This window comes from Hyunsoonleella jejuensis, assembly GCF_900111025.1.
GTDB lineage: Bacteria > Bacteroidota > Bacteroidia > Flavobacteriales > Flavobacteriaceae > Jejuia > Jejuia jejuensis.
The window spans coordinates 18,726-39,027 of sequence record NZ_FOFN01000001.1; the positions used below are offsets into that span (position 1 = coordinate 18,726).

The 20,302-nt window shown below is 36.4% G+C and carries 18 protein-coding genes; 3 read left to right on the top strand and 15 right to left on the bottom strand.

Features of this window, described 5'->3' with window-relative positions; genetic code table 11:
- Position 1: 1 nt before the first annotated feature.
- The 11 genes from BMY39_RS00110 to BMY39_RS00160 all read right to left on the bottom strand — a co-directional run bounded on the left by BMY39_RS00110 (position 2) and on the right by BMY39_RS00160 (position 11,849).
- Entirely contained in the window at positions 2–1,195 is a 1,194-nt protein-coding gene (locus BMY39_RS00110) for a glutamate-5-semialdehyde dehydrogenase (protein ID WP_092573897.1), read from the bottom strand.
- Between the two features lie 23 nt (positions 1,196–1,218).
- Positions 1,219–2,367 (bottom strand): aspartate aminotransferase family protein, encoded by a 1,149-nt coding sequence (locus BMY39_RS00115; protein ID WP_092573899.1) that lies wholly within the window; start codon positions 2,365–2,367, stop codon positions 1,219–1,221.
- Between the two features lie 2 nt (positions 2,368–2,369).
- Positions 2,370–3,164: a pyrroline-5-carboxylate reductase gene (proC, locus tag BMY39_RS00120; RefSeq protein WP_092573901.1), complete on the bottom strand. Its 795-nt coding sequence runs from the start codon at positions 3,162–3,164 to the stop codon at positions 2,370–2,372.
- Positions 3,165–3,292: 128 nt separating this feature from the next.
- On the bottom strand, positions 3,293–4,270 hold the full coding sequence (argC, locus tag BMY39_RS00125) for an N-acetyl-gamma-glutamyl-phosphate reductase (RefSeq protein WP_092573903.1): 978 nt from the start codon (positions 4,268–4,270) through the stop codon (positions 3,293–3,295).
- Positions 4,271–4,273: 3 nt separating this feature from the next.
- Complete coding sequence (locus tag BMY39_RS00130) at positions 4,274–5,449, bottom strand: argininosuccinate synthase (RefSeq protein WP_092573905.1); 1,176 nt, start codon at positions 5,447–5,449, stop codon at positions 4,274–4,276.
- Positions 5,450–5,453: 4 nt separating this feature from the next.
- Positions 5,454–6,071, bottom strand: coding sequence for a GNAT family N-acetyltransferase (locus BMY39_RS00135; RefSeq protein ID WP_092573907.1), 618 nt, complete (start codon positions 6,069–6,071; stop codon positions 5,454–5,456).
- A 477-nt stretch (positions 6,072–6,548) separates the two neighbouring features.
- Positions 6,549–7,343: a 3-keto-disaccharide hydrolase gene (locus BMY39_RS00140; protein ID WP_092573909.1), complete on the bottom strand. Its 795-nt coding sequence runs from the start codon at positions 7,341–7,343 to the stop codon at positions 6,549–6,551.
- A gap of 2 nt (positions 7,344–7,345) precedes the next feature.
- The gene (locus BMY39_RS00145) at positions 7,346–8,398 is read right to left on the bottom strand and encodes a sugar phosphate isomerase/epimerase family protein (RefSeq protein ID WP_092573911.1); all 1,053 of its coding nucleotides are present in this window, start codon (positions 8,396–8,398) and stop codon (positions 7,346–7,348) included.
- 126 nt (positions 8,399–8,524) lie between these two features.
- On the bottom strand, positions 8,525–9,673 hold the full coding sequence (locus tag BMY39_RS00150; protein WP_245738101.1) for a Gfo/Idh/MocA family protein: 1,149 nt from the start codon (positions 9,671–9,673) through the stop codon (positions 8,525–8,527).
- Between the two features lie 6 nt (positions 9,674–9,679).
- On the bottom strand, positions 9,680–10,852 hold the full coding sequence (locus tag BMY39_RS00155) for an MFS transporter (protein WP_092573915.1): 1,173 nt from the start codon (positions 10,850–10,852) through the stop codon (positions 9,680–9,682).
- Positions 10,853–10,880: 28 nt separating this feature from the next.
- Positions 10,881–11,849, bottom strand: coding sequence for a sugar phosphate isomerase/epimerase family protein (locus tag BMY39_RS00160; RefSeq protein WP_092573917.1), 969 nt, complete (start codon positions 11,847–11,849; stop codon positions 10,881–10,883).
- Between the two features lie 198 nt (positions 11,850–12,047).
- On the opposite strand from BMY39_RS00160, the gene BMY39_RS00165 reads away from it, so the two are divergent.
- From BMY39_RS00165 to BMY39_RS00175, 3 genes are read left to right on the top strand one after another with little or no spacing between them, the layout of a single operon-like run.
- Complete coding sequence (locus BMY39_RS00165; protein WP_092577466.1) at positions 12,048–13,754, top strand: GMC oxidoreductase; 1,707 nt, start codon at positions 12,048–12,050, stop codon at positions 13,752–13,754.
- Positions 13,754–14,341, top strand: coding sequence for a gluconate 2-dehydrogenase subunit 3 family protein (locus BMY39_RS00170; RefSeq protein WP_092573919.1), 588 nt, complete (start codon positions 13,754–13,756; stop codon positions 14,339–14,341). The genes BMY39_RS00165 and BMY39_RS00170 overlap by 1 nt, the downstream gene beginning before the upstream one ends.
- Before the next feature lie 12 nt (positions 14,342–14,353).
- Entirely contained in the window at positions 14,354–15,154 is an 801-nt protein-coding gene (locus BMY39_RS00175; protein WP_092573921.1) for a 3-keto-disaccharide hydrolase, read from the top strand.
- A 32-nt stretch (positions 15,155–15,186) separates the two neighbouring features.
- Here BMY39_RS00175 and BMY39_RS00180 read toward each other — a convergent pair whose 3' ends face one another.
- From BMY39_RS00180 to ilvA, 4 genes are all read right to left on the bottom strand, one after another.
- Positions 15,187–16,425, bottom strand: a complete 1,239-nt coding sequence (locus BMY39_RS00180; RefSeq protein WP_092573923.1) for an NAD(P)/FAD-dependent oxidoreductase — start codon at positions 16,423–16,425, stop codon at positions 15,187–15,189.
- A 93-nt stretch (positions 16,426–16,518) separates the two neighbouring features.
- Positions 16,519–17,034 carry an azurin gene (azu, locus tag BMY39_RS00185; RefSeq protein ID WP_092573925.1) on the bottom strand — a complete coding sequence of 172 codons (516 nt, stop codon included), beginning with the start codon at positions 17,032–17,034 and terminating at the stop codon, positions 16,519–16,521.
- 162 nt (positions 17,035–17,196) lie between these two features.
- Positions 17,197–18,789, bottom strand: a complete 1,593-nt coding sequence (locus BMY39_RS00190; protein WP_092573927.1) for an NADP-dependent glyceraldehyde-3-phosphate dehydrogenase — start codon at positions 18,787–18,789, stop codon at positions 17,197–17,199.
- Positions 18,790–18,944: 155 nt separating this feature from the next.
- Positions 18,945–20,213: a threonine ammonia-lyase IlvA gene (ilvA, locus tag BMY39_RS00195; RefSeq protein ID WP_394333956.1), complete on the bottom strand. Its 1,269-nt coding sequence runs from the start codon at positions 20,211–20,213 to the stop codon at positions 18,945–18,947.
- Positions 20,214–20,302 lie beyond the last annotated feature (89 nt).

Below are 20,302 nucleotides of genomic sequence, written 5' to 3' on the forward strand. Positions count from 1 at the left end.
GCTATCTTATTTGTCCGTTACCATGAACGTACCATTTGTTAGTCACCAAATGTTGCAACCCTATTGGTCCGCGTTGGTGCAATTTATCTGTACTAATAGCTAATTCGCCCCCTAAACCTAACTGACCACCATCTGTAAAACGTGTAGATGCGTTATGATACACCGCTGCTGTATCGACGTTTTCCATAAAGGTTTTAGCTTCTACTTCATCAGTTGTAATAATAGACGATGAATGCCCACCGGAATATGTATTAATCATAGCAATAGCATCTTGATTAGATGCTATTTCACCAATAAGAATTTTATAATCTAGAAATTCCTCGTACCAAATGTCATCAGATTTAATGGATTCCAACCCGTTCTCTTTTGAAATAGTTTCATCACCTAAAACTTCAATTTTGAAATCTTTTAATTTAGAAACCAAAGTGTTTACAAACTCCTGTTTATTTGGAAGATTTTTATCAATCAATACTTTATCTACTGCATTACACGCTGATATTTTCGACTTTCCGTTCATAATCACATCAATGGCAATATCTAAATCGGCTTCTTTATGAACGTACACAAAATTATTACCACGCCCGCTAATAATAACAGGACAGGTTGCATGTTGTTTTACAAAGGCTATTAAACGTTCACCACCACGAGGTACAATTAAATCAACCCGTTGTGTTGGGTTTTCTAAAAAGGCTTGCGTTTCCGTTCGGTTGTATTGTAAATATTCAACCCAATCGGTAGATGCGCCTTCTTCCTGCAATGCTTGATGCCACAACTCCACAATTTTTAGGTTAGATCTTAGCGACTCTTTTCCCCCTTTTAGTAAAATTTTATTTCCTGATTTAAAGGCAATGCCTGCTGCTTCAACTGTTACATCTGGACGAGATTCGTAAATAATCAATACCGTTCCAAAAGACGCCGTTTTATTAAATACCTGCATGCCATTTTCATGTTTAAAACTGAATCGTTCCACACCAACCGGATCGTCTTGTGATGCCAAATGTGTTGCTGCTTTAATCATTTCATCTACCTTATTATCGTCCACTTTCAAACGGTCAAACATAGAGATATCATCCCCTTTATAGGATTGTAAATCAACTTTATTAATATCAATTATCGCCTGACGTTCTTGCTCTAGAAGTGCCGCCATTTTTAATAAAACAGCGTTTCTTTTTTCTATAGATAATAGCGTGTTCATTTTATTTGTTTTGAGTCTTAATCTCAGTCTACAATTTGTTCTGCATTTTTCAAAGCTCCTTTCAAAGCTTCAAAAAACTGATCAATATTTTGTTTTTCTATATTCAAAGGCGGTAAAATTCTTAAAAGTTTTTTATTTGCTGCTCCTCCTGTAAATATCTTATAATTATAAATTAAATCTTTACGAAGGTCTCCTACTTCAAAGTCGAATTCTAAACCAAGCATTAATCCTCTACCTTTTATATTTTTTATTTGCGGGATAGTTTTGGCTTTTTCTATAAAATAATGAGACATGGCATCTACATTAGCCATTAATCCCTCGTCTTCAATCGTATGCAACACCGCTAATCCCGCAGCGCATGCCAGATGATTACCACCAAAAGTGGTACCTAACATGCCATATTTTGCTTCTATATTTGGATGAATTAAAATACCACCAATAGGAAATCCGTTGCCCATACCTTTTGCTATGGAAATAATATCAGGGGTTACATTGTAATGTTGAAACGCAAAGAATTTCCCTGAACGGCCATAACCAGATTGTACCTCATCTGCAATAAACATGGTGTTATTCGTTTTACACAGCGCATACACTTGCTCAAAAAAAGCTGCAGAACCTTGATCTAAACCACCGACACCTTGTATAAACTCAACGATAACCGCGCACACATCACCTTTTTCCAATTCAGCTTTAACACCCAAAATATCATTGAGTTCTAAAAACGTCACTTTCTGTTGTGCATTTATTGGTGCTACTACATTTGGATTATCAGTAGCTGCAACAGCAGCCGATGTGCGTCCGTGAAATCCATTTTTAAAAGCTATCACTCGAGATTTTCCCGTTTTAAAAGATGCTAATTTTAAAGCGTTTTCATTGGCTTCAGCTCCAGAATTTACTAAAAACAACTCATAGCCTTGGCAACCAGAAAGTGCTTCGATCTTATCGGCCAATTGCTTTTGTAAAGGATTCTGAATCGCATTAGAATAAAATCCCAATGCATTTACTTGACTGGTAATAGCCTCCACATAGTTTGGATGTGCATGCCCAATAGAAATCACAGCGTGACCTCCATAAAGGTCCAGATATTCTTCACCTTTATCATCGTAAACATGAATACCTTTCCCAGAAACTGGGGTAACATTATATAATGGATAAACGTCAAATAATGGCATGTTTAACTATTTTTAATTTGGTTAATTTTTTCAAACGAAGCCGTAATACCCTTGATTAAAGACGAACTCAATCCTTGGTGCTCCATTTCATTAAGGCCCTCAATTGTACAACCGCTTGGTGTAGTTACTCTATCGATTTCAGCCTCTGGATGTCTACCAGATTCTTTCAATAAACTAGCCGCTCCATAGCAGGTTTGTAATGCTAATTGGTGTGCTTCTTCTGCCTCAAAACCTAGTTGAATAGCGCCTTGGGTTGTAGCACGCACCAAGCGCATCCAAAAAGCAATACCACTCGCGCAGATTACAGTTGCTGCTTGAATTTGTTCTTCTGGAATTACCATAGTTGTTCCTAATTGATTGAAAATAGTCTTTGCCAATTCTATTTTCAACTGCCCCACAAGATTTGCCGACAAACACGTCATGGATTTACCAATAGAAATCGCCGTGTTTGGCATCACACGAATAATGTGTTTATCCTCACCTAAAATGGCCTCAATCTTTGCAATGGAAAATCCTGCGGCAACCGACATCACAACATGCTCCTCAGTAATCAATGGTTGTATTTCTTTTAATACACCTTCAATATGGCGCGGTTGTAATGCAAAAATCACAACGTCGCTGTTTTCAACTGCAGCAGCGTTATTATTGGTAATCGTCACATATGCTTCATCCACAAATTCATTCACTTGCGACGTGTTTTTGTCGCTCAAGTACAACGACGTGAAAGACTTGTTTTTTATCAGCCCTTTTGCAATCGAACTTCCCAAATTTCCCGTTCCAATAATCGCTATTTTCATAATTCCTAGTAAGCCCTTCCTAACCTACCCATAGGGAGGAACAAAAGCTATTTTTTTATGTTATTATTTATATCTCAATACTATATACTCACAAGAGTTTCCTCTCCTTCGGAGGGGTTAGGGGAGGCTTAAAAGTAAGTCGCTTTCAATCCTAATCCTGTTGTTTCTTCTAATCCGAACATCAAATTCATATTCTGTACAGCTTGTCCTGAAGCGCCTTTCAATAAATTATCAATAGTACTAGTTATTAGTAATTTACCGTTGTGCTTATGCAAATGCACCAAACATTTGTTAGTATTTACCACCTGTTTCATATGTAAAAAATCATCCGAAACAAAAGTAAACTTCGCATCCTTGTAAAACGATTTATAAATGGTTTTTGCATCTTCAACCGATCCTTCGAAATCGGTATAAATAGTTGCAAAAATTCCTCTTGAAAAATTACCTCTATTTGGCATAAAAATAATTTCAGAAAAAAAATCAGACTGTAATTGATTCACAGATTGATTGATTTCACCTAAATGCTGATGCGTAAAGGGTTTGTAATACGAAAAATTATTGTCTCTCCATGTAAAATGAGTGGTAGCTGACAGTGATGTGCCTGCACCAGTTGCACCAGTTACAGCATTTACATGCACATCTTTAGTAATTAAACCTGCATCTGCCAATGGCAATAGCCCTAACTGAATCGCCGTGGCAAAACAACCAGGGTTTGCGATATATTTCGCATTTACAATAGCCTCTTTATTTAATTCTGGCAACCCATAAACAAAAGTTTTACCTTCAAAAGTTTTATCCGCTTCAAGTCTAAAATCGTTTCCTAAATCTATAATTTTAGTAGTTTCAGAAAAGGTATTTGCCGATAAAAACTTTACTGAATTACCATGACCTAAGCATAAAAACAACACATCTATATTCGGGTTTACGGTATCCGTAAATTTTAAATCTAACGATCCTACTAAATCTTGGTGTACTTTACTAATGTGGTTCCCAGCATTCGAGGTACTGAATACAAAATCTATCTCTGCATTTGGATGATTAATCAATATCCTAATTAACTCTCCAGCTGTATATCCTGCACCACCAATAATTCCAACCTTAATCATATTTTAAGAGTTTACCTGTTGATATATTTTGTTTTGATTTCCAAGAATTTTAATAAATCCTTTAGCATCATCAGCAGTCCAAGCTCTATTTTCTTCCCCATAGCTTCCAAATTTCGCACTCATTAAATCATGCTCAGATGTTATACCATCTAATGAGAAATGATAAGGTTTCAAGGTTACTGTAACATCTCCCGACACCATATCTTGACTACTTTGTAGAAATGCTTCAATATTTCGCATTACTGGGTCTAAATACTGTCCTTCATGTAAATGCATACCATAAAAACTAGACAAGTATTCTTTATGCTGCAATTGCCATTTGGTTAATGTATGCTTTTCTAATAGGTGGTGCGCTTTCACTGTAATTAAAGCTGCGGCAGCTTCAAATCCAACTCTTCCTTTTATACCAACAATGGTATCACCAACATGTATATCTCTACCGATGGCATAGGCCGAAGCTATATCATTTAGTTTTTCAATATTTACTTCTGGAGCATTTTCTTCACCGTTTAGCGCAACGAACTCTCCCTTTTTAAAAGTTAAGGTTACTTTTTCTTCTCCCTCTTTTTCCAATTGTGATGGATAAGCCTCACTTGGTAAAGGTTTTTCTGATTCTAATGTTTCAACACCTCCAACACTAGTACCCCAAAGCCCTTTGTTTACAGAGTATTTAGATTTTTCCCAAGGCATATCAATACCTTCAGATTTTAAATAATCAATCTCTTCCTGTCTGGTTAATTTTTGGTCTCTAATTGGAGTAATAATCTTGATATTCGGTGCCAACGTTTGGAAGATCATATCAAATCTTACTTGATCATTTCCTGCACCTGTACTGCCGTGGGCTATATATTCTGCATTAATACTTTTAGCATATTCAATAATTTCAATCGCTTGAATAATACGCTCTGCACTTACAGATAGCGGATATGTATTGTTTTTTAATACGTTACCAAATATTAAGTATTTTACCACTTTTTGATAAAAGGTAGCAACCGCATCAATGTTCTTGTATGTAGAAACCCCCATTTTATAGGCGTTACTTTCAATATGTTTAATTTCTTCTTGTGTAAAACCTCCTGTATTCACACTTACCGCATGCACATCATAGTCTTTAGATAAACTAACTGCACAGTACGAGGTATCCAATCCGCCACTATAAGCTATTACTAATTTTTTCATTGTATTATTTTTTGTCTTTTTTTAGAAACAAAGCTTCTTTAATTCGTTTTAATCTGTTAAACGCACCTTCTTTGACTTTTACTTTTTCGTCTTTCTTGGCTTTTTCAGGATCGTAAAGCATACCTGTACACAAACACATTTTTCTATTGGTACGAGTTAATACATCGTAATTTTTGCAAGTTTGGCAGCCATCCCAAAAGGTCTGGTCATCTGTTAATTCAGAAAAGGGAACAGGTTTATAACCTAAATCGCTATTCATTTTCATTACAGGTAAACCAGTAGTAATACTAAACACTTTGGCATCTGGAAACTTATTTCTAGAATGCTCAAATATCTTATGCTTAATTTGTTTTGCAAGACCATGCCCTCTATAATCTGGATGCACAATTAAGCCAGAATTGGCTACAAATTTGCCATGTCCCCATTTTTCGATGTAACAAAATCCAGCAAATTTATCGCCATCCAAAGCTATAACGGCGTTTCCGTTTTCAATTTTTGTCGCAATATATTCTGGTGTGCGTCTGGCAATACCTGTGCCTCTAACCTGGGCAGATTCAGCGATAGTGTCGCAGATGGCTTCTGCGTATTTAATATGTGATATATCGGCTATTACAACCTTCATTTTTTGTCGTCTTTTTAAATTTTAAAATTTTCTTTTGAATACTGAACCGGACTCACCTAAGCTCAAAAAAATAGATAGTACCCTTACGGGCGACGAGGGAAACGACGACGCATAATAGAATTGTGGTTAATTATTGAATTAACTTTATTTTGAAATGCTATGTTTTGATTTTTGGACACTGTTTGAAAAATTAAAATGACGTTTTGGGTTTTACTAATTTTAAAGTATTAGAAGCGGCGGCGTCTGCGCGCGGGGAAACCGGGAGTGGTAAAACGTATCTTATGTTTTAAATTTTTCATGTAGTAAAACTAAAACTTTATTTCATAAACACCTAAAAACCATGAGACTTTTGATGAAAATTGAATAAATCTCTTTTTTTCAAAGGTTTTGTTTTGAAAAATTTAAAAAATAGAAGTTTTAGCAAAAAAAATGCACGTCTTAAATCGTGCATATATTATAGTTTGAAGTAAGAACCTTTTAATCGAGTGCTCTAACCCAGATATTTCGATAACTTACGCGGCTGTTATCTCCATGATCCTGTAATCGAATAGGTGCTTTACCATGTGGGTTGTTTTTTGGCCAGCCAATATATTCTGTAGTACCTTTTATCTCAAAATGGTCTTGAATGAGTACATTATTATGTAAAACAGTGACTGTGGCAGATTTTGTTTTTTCACCAACATCGCTAAATTCAGGAGCATGGTAAATAATATCATAAGTATTCCAATCTCCAGAAGGTACCGAGGCCTTTGCTAATGGCACTGATTGTTTATAAATTGAGCCTACTTGACCATTTACATATGTGTCATTATCGTTATTATCCAATACTTGAACTTCATAAAGCCCTTGTAAAAACACGCCACTATTGCCCCTACTTTGCCCTTTACCCTGAGTGTCTTTTGGAGATTTCCATTCAACATGTAACTGCACGGAGCCAAATTTTTGCTTCGTCTGAATATCGCCAGACTTATTTTTAACGATCATTGAGCCATCATCATTCAATAGCCATTCTGCCGGCCTACCATCTTTAGAATCCTCCCATGCATCCAAATTGGAGCCATCAAACAATACAATAGCATCACTCGGAATTCCATTTTTCCCCGTAGGATCAACCACAGGCGGCACAGGCTTATAAAACTCAGTAGCTTCAGGAGTTGTAGGTTCTACTTCATCTGCGATGTTATTTTCAGTATATATTTTTAATGGTGTTTCCTGCTTTTGATTGCATGACAAAAACAACAATCCCATTAATAAAACATAAACTCTTTTCATATTTAAATCCCTAAAATACTTTTCAAATAATCTTCATCTATATCACCACCAGCAAAATCATCAAAACTACGCGTTGCTGCCTCTATGATATGTTTTTGAATAAACGGCGCACCCTCTCTTGCACCTTGTTCAGAAGATTTAATACAACATTCCCATTCCATAACCGCCCATAAATCCAACCCGTATTTGGTTAATTTAGAAAATATACCACTAAAATCTACCTGTCCGTCTCCTAAACTTCTAAATCTACCTGCGCGGTCCTTCCAATCGGCATAACCTCCATAAACACCTTGTCTACCAGTTGGGTTAAACTCAGCATCTTTTACATGAAACGCTCTAATGCGCTCATGGTAAATATCAATAAAAGATAGATAATCTAACTGTTGTAACACAAAATGACTTGGATCATACAACAAATTAGCACGTGAGTGATTTCCCGTGGCTTCTAAAAAGCGTTCATACGAAATCCCATCATGCAAATCTTCACCAGGATGAATTTCATAACACACATCCACACCTTGTTCATCAAAATGATTTAAAATAGGAAGCCATCTATTTGCCAATTCCTTGAAGCCCATTTCTACCAATCCATTAGGGCGCTGTGGCCAAGGGTACACGGTGTGCCACATCAAAGCTCCTGAAAACGTAGCATGCGCCTTCAAGCCTAATCGTGCGCTCGCTGTTCCAGATTTTTTCACAAAATCTATCGCCCATTCCGTTCTTGCTTTTGGGTTGCCTCTTACATGTTCTGGCGCAAACCCATCAAACATGGTGTCGTACGCAGGATTTACAGCCACCAATTGTCCTTGTAAGTGCGTAGAAAGTTCTGTGATTTCTAAACCATAAGAATTCACTTTTCCTTTTAATTCATCGCAGTATATCTGACTTTCGGCCGCTGTTTCAATATCAATTAAACTCGCTTCCCACGTCGGAATTTGTATGCCTCTATAGCCCAAATCCGCAGCCCATTTCCACATGCCATCTAAAGTGTTAAACGGTGCTTCACTTCCTGCAAACTGTGCCAGAAATACAGCTGGTCCTTTTATAGTCTTCATATTTTTTAGTTATTTTTTTGGCGTTACCACAAGGGTCGGGCTTTCGCTAGTCGCTCTCTGCGAGGAGCTCCAACATACCGCTCAATCCCTAACGCGGGCATATCCGCCAACTTTAGTTTTTAAAATCTAGTTTATTTTCGTCCAAGCAGCATTATTTTTATCACTTTCCACAGCTGCATAAATAAATTTCATACCACGCACACCATCTTCAACAGTGGGATAATCTGGGTTCTCAACAGACTTTCCTTCATTAATCGCATTCACATGTGTTGCGAAATTTTTATAAATAGTGGCAAAAGCCTCCAAATAGCCTTCAGGATGTCCCGCAGGAATTCTACACACTTCCAAAGCTTCTTCGTGTAAACCATTACCATTTGGAGTATACACTTTTTTAGGCTCCTCCAACCATCGAGTTATTAATTCATTAGGGTTTTCTTGATACCATTCCAAACTTCCCTTGGTACCATATACCTTAATACCTAGGTTGTTTTCCTCTCCTAAAGCAATTTGAGAAATAGAAATTGTTCCCTTCGCTCCATTCTCCATTCTAATCAACATATTACCATCATCATCCAAAATTCGGCCTTCTCCAAATCGCCCTAAATCGGCAGCAATCTCTTCAATTTTTAGACCTGTAATATATTCAATTAAGTTCTCAGCATGTGTACCAATATCTCCTAAAGCACCCCCAATTCCGGAGCGTTTAGGGTCTACTCTCCAAGCCGCTTGTTTTTGCTCGGTTTTTTCTAAAGATGTAGACAACCACCCTTGTAAATACTGTGCTTGTATTTTTCTAATAGTTCCAAACTCACCTTTTGCAACCATTGCTTTAGCTTGTTTCACCATGGAATTACCTGTGTAATTATGCGTTAAAGCAAATAATTTTCCGTTTTTAGCTACAATATTTTGCAATTCCACGGCTTCCTCCAAAGTTAGTGTTACAGGCTTATCAGAAACCACATGAAACCCATATTCCAAAGCCATTTTTGCTGGTGGAAAATGCATATGATTAGGCGTTACAATAGCCACAAAATCCATTCGGATATCCTCGGGCAATGCTTTTTCTTTTTGAATCATTTCCTCAAAGGTGCCATAACATCTGTTTTTATCTAAATTCAAGGCCAATCCTGATGCAATAGATTTTTCAGCAGTACTGCTAAATGCACCACATACCAATTCAATCATCCCATCAATGGCTGCGGCTTTTCTATGCACATCGCCAATAAATGAGCCAGCACCACCGCCAACCATTCCCATTCTTAATTTTCTACTCATAAATATTTAAACTTCTGAAGGTTTATATCTTTTTTTCATGTAAATATGCAATCCTAAAAATGCTACTATTAATATCGCAGGCAATATAGACATGGTGCGAAGTGCTTCTGATGCACTTGCATTATCCATTAAATTACCCATAATTGGTAGCACTATTGAAACTGAAAACATACCTGCACCTCCCATAATCGAAAGTCCTAACGCTCCAGTTTCTGGTAAATATTCTGCAACAAAACCAAGCATTGTTGGCCAGAAAAACGTGACACCAATGGCAAATACAGCAGCAGCTACAAACGTCATCCCACCACTAGATATAGTTAACAACCACAACCCGACAAAGGTGAAAATTGCTGAATACAGCAACATCCCTGAAGGACTTAATTTATGCACAACTTGACCTGCAAACAAACGCCCCAATGCCATAATACCATTTATAAATGCTAACACCAATAACGGTTTAGCTACCGATTCTTTCAACAAAGATTCTATACGCTGCGTTGTTCCAAGTTCTGAGGCTGCGGTTAAAAACATACAAGCCACCATGAATAAAAACAAAGGTTTTAAAACACTGGAAAACATCTTTTTATTACTAATACCCAATTGTACGCGCTCTGTTACAGGAATGTTTTGACCAAAAAACAAAAATCCGTAAATTATGAGTGGAATGAACAAAGTGCCTACCATAACTTGCCAACTTAAGCCCAAAACATCCATAACAAGCCAGCCTACCAAAGCACCAATTACAATACCTCCAGGGAACCACACATGAAATCTGTTTAACATTTTCGTTTTTTCCTCTGGATACATCGATGCCACCATTGGGTTTAGGGCAGCTTCTACAAATCCATTACCAATACCGATAAATAGGGTAGCAATAAATAGTGAAGTCATGGAGTCTGCTAATAAGGTTAACACGATGCCAACGGCATGGGTAATAAACGCCATCCACGTTATTTTTTTAATTCCTAATAAATCTACTAATGGTCCTCCAATAATCATGGCTATTGTAAATCCAAAAAAGGCAGGTGCAAAGGCATACCCAATTTGTTCTAAAGTTAAGCCTACACCCTCGGGACCAAAAACGGTTTCTAAACGCGCACGAATTGCAAACGTCATTGCGGTTGTAATTAAAGCTAAACAGCTTGCTAGAAATAGCCTATTTTTATTTATATGTTCCATAATGTATTTGGTTTGGTTGGTTTTCTCTTTAAGACAGTTGTTTACCTACATTTATAAGTAAATCTCTCGTCGCTTTTATCCCTTCATCTTCAGACAAGCGTTTACCTTCATATTCAACGCCTACAAATCCCGTGTAATTTACATCCTTTACCATTTTCATCACTTTCATAAAATCTATAGTGGTTTCATTACCGTTAGCATCAAAATCATAAGACTTTGCGCTTACCGCTTTAGCAAAAGGCAGTAACTCTTCCATTCCCTTATACCTGTCGTAAGCCTCTATACAATTGCGTTCTTTATCTTTTGTAATGCAGAAATTTCCAAAATCTGGCAGCGTACCACAATTTTCACTTTTCACCTGAGAGAACACGTTGTGCATCCATTCTCCATTTGAAGAAAAACCACCGTGATTTTCAACTAAAATATTGATGTTTGCTCCTTTTGCATAGTTCGAGAGCTGCTCTAAAGAATCAACTGCAGCTTTTGCAGCATCAGTTTTGTTAATACCTCCCGCCAAATTAACACGAATGGCATGACAACCTAAAAAGTGAGCTGCATCTACCCATTTATGATGGTTTTCAATCGCTTGTAATCGTGCTTTTGTATCAGCATGTGCTAATTCGCCTTCGCCATCAATCATGATTAGCACATTTTGCTGACCTTCAGCATCTGCTCTACTATTCATTTCTTTTAAATACAATTTATCTTTCGCCTTATCCTTAAAAAAAGCATTCACATATTCTAAACCTTCACACCCAAACCTTCTGGATGCCGCCGCAAAATCAAGGTTATTCATCTTCTTATCAAACAAACCGCGATGTAAAGACCATTGCGCCAAAGATATCTTGAAGAACAAATTGTTGGAAGATGTAACAACTTCATGATTTTCTTCTTCCAAATTATTTTTCTCTTTTGAATTTTTACAAGCCAAAAAACCTAAAGTAGATAAGGCTATACTTGTTTGAGATGTTTTAATAACGAATTCTCTGCGCTTCATATGGATAGTATTATCTTTTGTAGTTATGTTAATCTTCTGGGTATCCTAAATAGGATAGCGCAAAAGACTTGATTTAACAATATTGCAACACAAAATAGCTATTTTTCCATTTATATTAATATTTTTATGAATATTATTCGTTTTTCATTAAAAAATAGAATTTCAATAGGATATTTATTTTCAACAGAACCAACTAGAATGAACTACAACAAAAAAAACAAAACCTCAGAATACGATGCTATTGTAATTGGCACAGGAATTACTGGAGGTTGGGCAGCTAAGGAACTTTGTGAGAACGGACTCAAAACTTTGGTTTTAGAACGCGGCAGAATAGTTGAGCACATTAAAGATTACCCCACTATGCATTTAGACCCATGGGACATGGAGCTTCGAGGTGACCCTACAGCAGAAGAAAAAGCGAGACAGTATAAGCAGGCAAGAACAGGTTATGTAGTTAAAAAAGATTCTAGACACTGGTTTGTTGATGATATAGACCATCCATATAATGAAACAAAACGGTTTGATTGGATTAGAGGGTATCATGTTGGAGGGCGTTCTATTATGTGGGGTAAGCAAACCTACAGACTAAGTGATTTAGATTTTGAAGCTAATAAAAAAGACGGTTATGGCGTAGATTGGCCTATTCGCTATAAAGATATTGAACCTTGGTATAGCTACGTAGAACGTTATGTAGGCATTAGCGGGGAAGCTTTAGGCTTACCACAACTTCCCGATAGTATTTTTGAACCACCTATGGAACTTAATTGTGTAGAGCAGCATCTTAAAGAAGAAATGGCAAAAAACCAAGGACGTGTTTTAACTATTGGTAGAGTTGCCCATATCACTGGAGATACCCCACACGAAGGGCGTGGTAAATGCCAGTATAGAAATAGATGCAGACGTGGCTGTCCGTATGGCGCTTATTTCAGCAGTAATGCATCTACTCTTCCAGCCGCCGCTCGTACAGGCAATATGACATTAAGACCACATTCTATAGCTTATGAAATTGTATATGATGACAATTTAAAAAAAGCAACTGGTGTAAAAATAATAGATTCAGAAACTAAAGAAAAATTTGAATTTGAAGCTGATATTATTTTTTGTTGTGCCTCTGCAATTGCTTCAGCGTCTATTTTATTGCAATCTAAATCTGAACGTTTCCCCAACGGATTAGGAAATGATTCTGGTGAGTTAGGACATAATATTATGGACCACCACCTAGGCTCAGGTGCTTCAGGCACCATAGATGGTTTCGATGATAAATATTACAAAGGGAGAAGACCCAATGGCATCTATATTCCTCGTTTTAGAAATCTTGGTGATAGTGCCAGTTATACAAATAAATTCCTAAGAGGGTATGGGTATCAAGGTGGGGCCGGAAGACATGGCATTGCAGAACATGTAGCCGAATTAGGTTACGGCGCTGAATTTAAAGAGAAAATTCTTGAACCTGGTAGTTGGAGAATGGGCTTAGGAGGTTTTGGGGAATGCCTACCCTACCACGACAATAAAATGACGCTAAACTATGACAAACTAGATCAATGGGGCCTCCCCACCATAACCTTTGATGCTGAATGGAAAGAGAACGAGCTCAATATGAGAAAAGATATTATTGAACAAGCCGTAGATATGTTAGAAAAAGCAGGGTTTAAAAACATTCAAACATTTGATAGACCTGCCGCACCTGGTATTGGCATACACGAAATGGGAACTGCTAGAATGGGTAGAGACCCCAAAACATCTGTCTTGAATAAATACAATCAAATTCATAGTGTGCCAAATGTGTATGTAACCGACGGTGCCTGTATGACCTCAGCAGGATGCCAAAATCCATCTTTAACCTATATGGCATTAACTGCTAGAGCTGCACATCACGCTGTTAAACATTTTAAAGCTAAACAATAATGAAACGTAGAGAAGCATTAAAAAATATTGGTTTAACCCTAGGATACTCCGCGATAGTGCCAAGTGCGTTTAGCATTTTACAAAGTTGCACAAGCGATGTTGAAAAATGGACACCTGTTTTCTTTAACCAAGAAGAAAGTATCGTTATAAAAAAATTAGTGGATTTAATATTGCCCAAAACTGAAGCCACACCTGGAGCCTTAGATGTTAACGTTCCTGAATTTTTAGATTTATATGCCGCAAAGGCTTATGATGATGAAGGTAAAACAAAATATAGAAAAGGGATAAAAAGTATACTTAAAGCACTCCCTATTTCAGAATCAGGAGCAAAAGATTTAAAAACTGAAGATTACATAATACTCTTAGATAAGTATTTGAGAGCTACTAAAACAGAAAAAAATCAATTTAGAAAAGAGAAGAACTTAGTGTATAGATCACTTGAAAACTTAAGAGATCAATCGGTTTGGGCCTATAAAACAAGTGAAAATGTAGGAGAACATGTTTTGGCATACGACCCGATACCAGCTCAACAAAAAGGTTGTATTTCTCTAGAAGAAGCCACAGGTGGTAAAGCATGGTCTTTATAAAATGAATGACCGATGAAATTTTCAAACAAATTATTGGCAGTTGTAGTACTATTGCTTTTTGTGATACAGTCTTGCAAACAAAAGCAAAATGAAACATCTGTTATTGAAACAGAAAAGTGGATTGAATTATTTAATGGGAAAAATCTAGATGGCTGGACCCCCAAAATTAAGGGCTACACCTACGGAGACAATTACAATAATACATTTATAGTTGAAAACGGCATATTAAAAGTATCCTATAAAGCTTATGACTCTTTTAATAATGCATTTGGACACTTATTTTATAAAAATCCGTACAGTAACTATCGCTTTAAAATGGATTACCGTTTTACAGGTGAACAAGTTTCAGGAGGAAGGCCATGGGCGCTTCGAAATAGTGGTATAATGATTCATTGCGAAGACCCCAAAAACATGGGTTTGGAACAAAACTTTCCTGTTTCAATTGAAGTGCAACTTTTAGGTGGTAATGGTATCGATGAGCGTTCAACGGGAAATTTATGCACCCCTGGAACCCATGTTTTTTATAAAGACTCGCTAATTACAGAACATATCATTCAATCGTCTTCAAAAACCTATCATGGCGACCAATGGGTAAATGTGGAAATTGAAGTTAGAAACGATTCAATAATTAAACATTTTATAAACGGGAAAGAAGTTTTACAATACAACAAACCTCATATTGGAGGTGGTGCTGTTAACACAGGAGATAAATGGAAATCAAAAGAAAATCAACCACTAAAAAGCGGCTATATTTCTTTACAAAGCGAAAGTCATCCTGTGGAGTTTAAAAACATTAAACTTTTAGAATTGTAAATAAGGGGTTCTAAAAAATACGCTTTCCCGTGTTATTCAATATACCCAGTTATTTTCTGGTGTATGGCCTTTGCGGCTAATTCTCCTGAAAGCATTGCAGCATTAAGCGACCCATTGAGTAACGTATCTCCTACTAAGTAAATAGAATCTGTTAATTGTGTTTCTGAAGGATCAATGCTGTAAGACACATTAGCAAGATCTGGCAATGCCTTTTCTATGGTGTAAGTTTTTAAATGTCTTAATGTTGAAATACTGAAGTAAAGGTTCAATTCTTCCATAATGCGTTTGATAAGTTCTTCTTCACTCAGACCATGTCGTTTTACGACACTAACTGACAATAATTTGTTAGTGTGATGTTCAGAAAAAGGAAAAGAAATAGAATTAATTAGTGCATCTTCAGCATCTGCAAGTAACCCTATGATTTGTTTTTGAAACACCATAGTAGCATCAACTTCAAAATAGAGCGTTTGCGTGCTTTTCCAGCTATTTATATGCCTTGTCATGTTAGGAATGAGACTGGAGGCTTCGGTAGCAACTATACAATAATCACATGTAATATTTGAACCATCTTTAAGAACAATTGTATTTTCTTTAACGGTTTCAACACTCTGCTGATACTTAACCGTAGTTTGCTTTAATTTAGATAGTAACTGATTAGGTATTTCTTGAATGCCATACTTTGGGATTACCGCTTCGCCTTCGCCGAACATTTTAAAGATAAACTCGAACATTCTTGAGGATGTTTTTAAATCAGTCTCTAGAAAAATACCTGTGAAAAACGGTTTAAAAAAATCATTTATGATGGCATCTGAAAATCCAAAACGTTCTAAATATTTCTGTGTGGTTAATGCTTCGTCGTTAAAGATAGCATCGATGGATTTTTTATTGAGCAGTCTATTAAGCTTAAACACTTTTATTTTATCTGAAAACTTACCTACTGAAGAAAAAAGCGTTGGCCATAAAAGTGAAATATCTCTTAAAGGATCGCCAATACAAAATTGCTTACCTTTTTTAAAAATATATGATCCTGAAACAAATGATTCAAGTTGTAGCTCGTTATAATCTAAATATTTCTTAGCCAGAGGATAGGCACTAAGTAATACTTGAAACCCTCTATCTAAAGTATAACCATCTACTACATCAGATTGTACCCGCCCTCCAACACGCTTATCAGCTTCAAGTATTTTGGGTTTATAACCATATTTCTCTAGTTGTAATGCTGCAACTAAACCACTAATTCCTGCTCCTACAATCACAATATTTTTATCCATTTTCTCTAGCTTTTATAAACAAAATTAAGTCTTGTAAATGAAAAAGTGCTTTATTTTACAATAAAGCACTTTAAATAAAATTCAAGTTCTATATTATTCTACAATAAACTTTCCTTTCATTAGTGCATAATGTCCAGGAAAGCTGCACATAAAATCATAAATCCCCGCAGATGGTGCATCAAACTCGATGGATGTGGTTTGCCCACCACCTATAATTTTTGTATAAGCTATAACATCACCTTCAGAATCTACAGGAATATATCCGTTATCTTTTGCCGTAGCTGCTTTATTACCAAATGCTGTAATATTTACGCCTTGTTTTAAAATTACAACATTATGCCCCATTACATTCACATCCATCTTACCTGTATGCCTTAATGTTAGTTTTACTTTTTGCCCTGCCTTTGCTTTTAGCTCTTTTTTATCAAATTGCATGGCGTCATTTCCAGAAATCACCAAATTAGCCACATTTTCATCAACTTTCTTTTCGTCTTTTTTAGTGCTTAATTTAATTTTTTCTTTTGGCTCCTCCTTCTTTTTATCGCCTCCGCAATTAAACAAAAGCGATGCGGTAAATACTACCGTAAATAAAAATTTAATCGTTTTCATAATCTTTCTTTTTTGTTTTTGCAAAGATAAATATTACCATCCATATCCGCTCACGATTTCATGCATTGTGAAAAAATTACTCCTATAATAGAATCGTTCTAAACAACGGAAAACAATGTGTGTTTAAGCTATCTAGGTTACCTTATCAAATAAATATCAGAGTTACAAAATATAATCTGTACTAATAAAATTAGACGTTTTTTTATCTAACAATTCATTTAGAATGGCATTGTTATATTCGTTGTTTTTAGCTGCAACAAAAGTTCTTATAGAAAATGAGCGCAAAGCATCAGTAACACTTAATGTACCAACTGCAGAATCTTTTCTACCAGTGAAGGGGTAAACATCAGGCCCACGCTGGCAGGAACTATTTAAATTTACACGACACACCAAATTCACTAAAGTATCAATTAATGGAGACAACGTATTGACGTTTTTACCAAACAAACTTACTTGTTGTCCGTAATCAGACTCTGCCATATCATCTAGCGGTTCATCAATATTTGAAAATGGCACTACTGGAATAACCGGCCCGAATTGTTCTTCCTTAAAAACGCGCATAGCTTTACGCACAGGAAATAATACTGCTGGAAAAATAAAATTTTCGGTAGTTTCTCCTCCTTTTTTATTTAATATTTTTGCGCCTTTTTTAGTTGCATCATCAATTAATTCTTGAATATAAGCTGGCTTATCAACCTCGGGAAGCGGTGTTAATTTTGCGCCATCATCCCATGGATTTCCAAATTTAAGCTGGTCTACCTTGTAGGCAAACCTTCTGTTAAATTCTTCAACAATAGATTCATGAACGTAGAGTACCTTTAACGCAGTACAACGTTGCCCATTAAACGACAAGGTTCCGGCAATGCATTCTTCTACAGCCAAATCTAAATCCGCATCAGGCAGTACAATTGCTGGATTTTTAGCTTCAAGCCCTAATACCATTCGTAACCTGTTGCCTTTAGGGTGTTGACTTTGTAATGCGTTTGCAGATTTACTATTACCAATTAATGCCAAAACATCAACCTTTCCAGATTTCATAATTGGTGTTGCCAATACCCTTCCGCGTCCATAAACAATATTCACCACACCCTTTGGAAAACTACTTTGAAAGGCTTCTAACAGTGGAGAAATTAATAGCACTCCTAGTTTTGCTGGTTTAAAAATGGTGGTATTCCCCATGATTAAAGCAGGAATTAACAAGCAGAATGTTTCGTTTAGAGGATAATTATAAGGTCCTAAACACAATACCACTCCAAGAGGGCCTCTGCGTATGTGCGCATGTACACCAGAGTGTTTCTCAAAACGTGCTGAGTCTCTATCTATATCTTTATAAGCTTCAATGGTATCATTTATATATTCGATGGTTCTGTCAAATTCTTTTTGAGAATCTGGCAGATTTTTGCCTATTTCCCACATCAACAACTTCACCACCTCATCGCGCTTTGTTTTCATCTGTTCCACAAACTTCTCCATACATGCAATACGATCTTCCACCTTCATGGTTGGCCAAAGTCCTTTACCATTATCATAGGCAGTAGTGGCAGAATTTAATGCCTCCAATGCTTCGGTTTCACCTAATTGCGGAATTGTACCCAACAAGGTTGGCTTATACGTTTTGGTGGATGAAATTGTAGAATATATTTCAGCGGTATCACCATGCCACTGCTTCAACTCCCCATCTACTAAATATGTGCTTTGGTGCAACAAACTATCAATTTGATATGCTTTAGGAATATTGGTCTCTGAATTACTCATTTTATTTAATTTATTAGTACTGCTAAGATATTGATTATTGAAACGCATCTACATTACAAAAGTCGATAAAACCCTGATAAACTAAATATTTAACGACAATTTTACACAAAAAACAAACTAAATCGTTTGAGTATAATTTCTATTTAATGAAAGATTTAGACTAAGAATCTAAATAAATCGGGCGTATTGTTAAGATAGTCTCCATAAAAATTTAGCGCTTTCATTTTGGCAATAAGAGGCTCTAAATCATTTTTAGACTTTAATTCGATACCAACCACAGCTGACCCATTTTCACGATTACTTTTTTTAGTGTATTCAAAATGTGTAATATCATCATTTGGCCCTAAAACTTCTACTAAAAATTCTTTAAGGGCTCCTGCTCGTTGTGGAAATTTTACGATAAAGTAGTGTTTTAAATTTTCATAAAGAAGGGCTCTCTCTTTTATTTCTGCTGTGCGGGTAATATCATTATTGCTACCACTTACCACGCAAACTACGTTTTTACCTTTTATTTCTTCTGAATAATAATCTAGAGCGGCGATGCTTAAGGCTCCGGCAGGTTCTACTACAATAGCATCTCTGTTATAGAGATCTAAAATGGTTTGACATATTTTGCCCTCTGGTACAGAAATCATGGCATGTAAATTCCCTTTGCAAATGGGAAACGTTAAATCTCCCACGCGCTTTACTGCAGCACCATCTACAAATTTTTCTATATGCTTTAAAGTGGTGTTTTTATTGTTTTTGATGGAAACCGACATTGAAGGCGCTCCCTCTGGTTCTACTCCTATAATTTTGGTTTTTGGCGATAAAACCTTAAACACTGTAGATAGACCCGCGGACAAACCACCACCCCCTACAGGCACAAAAACATAATCTATTGACGCTTTTGCTTGATTTAATATTTCGAGCCCTACCGTTGCTTGCCCTTCTATAACCTTTTTATCATTAAATGGATGAATAAACGTTTTTTTAAGTTGCTCACATTCTTCCATAGACGCATGATAAGCATCGTCAAAGGTATCGCCAACCAATTTTATTTCTATAAATTCCTCGCCAAACATTTTCACCTGCTTTACTTTTTGGCTAGGTGTAGGGGTGGGCATAAAAATTGTACCTTTTATTTGTAATAGCTTACAAGATAACGCTACGCCTTGGGCATGATTTCCTGCGCTTGCACAAACCACTCCCTTTTTGGAATCTTCTGATGATAATGAACTTAATTTATTGTATGCCCCTCTAATTTTATATGAGCGTACGCGTTGCAAATCCTCGCGTTTATACAGAACCTCAGCATTAAATTCTTTAGAATGTCTTACACTCTTTATTAATGGCGTTACTTCTGATACATCTCTAATAGTCTCCGCCGCAAGTTTTACAGATTCAATAGTTGGAAAGTAGATCGTCTTTTTCATGCTTAACATCACCCCGAATAGGTTGAATTACGATAATTGGTCTTTATAAAATTTACCTCCTATTTCCTTTAACACCAACAAAACGTACTTTTAATCTT

What these genes read in the sequence shown, in the direction of transcription:
- BMY39_RS00110 (WP_092573897.1), bottom strand. Translation starts at nt 1,195, where the DNA reads ATGAACACGCTATTATCTATAGAAAAAAGAAACGCTGTTTTATTAAAA.
- BMY39_RS00115 (WP_092573899.1), bottom strand. Translation starts at nt 2,367, where the DNA reads ATGCCATTATTTGACGTTTATCCATTATATAATGTTACCCCAGTTTCT.
- proC (WP_092573901.1), bottom strand. Translation starts at nt 3,164, where the DNA reads ATGAAAATAGCGATTATTGGAACGGGAAATTTGGGAAGTTCGATTGCA.
- argC (WP_092573903.1), bottom strand. Translation starts at nt 4,270, where the DNA reads ATGATTAAGGTTGGAATTATTGGTGGTGCAGGATATACAGCTGGAGAG.
- BMY39_RS00130 (WP_092573905.1), bottom strand. Translation starts at nt 5,449, where the DNA reads ATGAAAAAATTAGTAATAGCTTATAGTGGCGGATTGGATACCTCGTAC.
- BMY39_RS00135 (WP_092573907.1), bottom strand. Translation starts at nt 6,071, where the DNA reads ATGAAGGTTGTAATAGCCGATATATCACATATTAAATACGCAGAAGCC.
- BMY39_RS00140 (WP_092573909.1), bottom strand. Translation starts at nt 7,343, where the DNA reads ATGAAAAGAGTTTATGTTTTATTAATGGGATTGTTGTTTTTGTCATGC.
- BMY39_RS00145 (WP_092573911.1), bottom strand. Translation starts at nt 8,398, where the DNA reads ATGAAGACTATAAAAGGACCAGCTGTATTTCTGGCACAGTTTGCAGGA.
- BMY39_RS00150 (WP_245738101.1), bottom strand. Translation starts at nt 9,673, where the DNA reads ATGAGTAGAAAATTAAGAATGGGAATGGTTGGCGGTGGTGCTGGCTCA.
- BMY39_RS00155 (WP_092573915.1), bottom strand. Translation starts at nt 10,852, where the DNA reads ATGGAACATATAAATAAAAATAGGCTATTTCTAGCAAGCTGTTTAGCT.
- BMY39_RS00160 (WP_092573917.1), bottom strand. Translation starts at nt 11,849, where the DNA reads ATGAAGCGCAGAGAATTCGTTATTAAAACATCTCAAACAAGTATAGCC.
- BMY39_RS00165 (WP_092577466.1), top strand. Translation starts at nt 12,048, where the DNA reads ATGAACTACAACAAAAAAAACAAAACCTCAGAATACGATGCTATTGTA.
- BMY39_RS00170 (WP_092573919.1), top strand. Translation starts at nt 13,754, where the DNA reads ATGAAACGTAGAGAAGCATTAAAAAATATTGGTTTAACCCTAGGATAC.
- BMY39_RS00175 (WP_092573921.1), top strand. Translation starts at nt 14,354, where the DNA reads ATGAAATTTTCAAACAAATTATTGGCAGTTGTAGTACTATTGCTTTTT.
- BMY39_RS00180 (WP_092573923.1), bottom strand. Translation starts at nt 16,425, where the DNA reads ATGGATAAAAATATTGTGATTGTAGGAGCAGGAATTAGTGGTTTAGTT.
- azu (WP_092573925.1), bottom strand. Translation starts at nt 17,034, where the DNA reads ATGAAAACGATTAAATTTTTATTTACGGTAGTATTTACCGCATCGCTT.
- BMY39_RS00190 (WP_092573927.1), bottom strand. Translation starts at nt 18,789, where the DNA reads ATGAGTAATTCAGAGACCAATATTCCTAAAGCATATCAAATTGATAGT.
- ilvA (WP_394333956.1), bottom strand. Translation starts at nt 20,213, where the DNA reads ATGTTAAGCATGAAAAAGACGATCTACTTTCCAACTATTGAATCTGTA.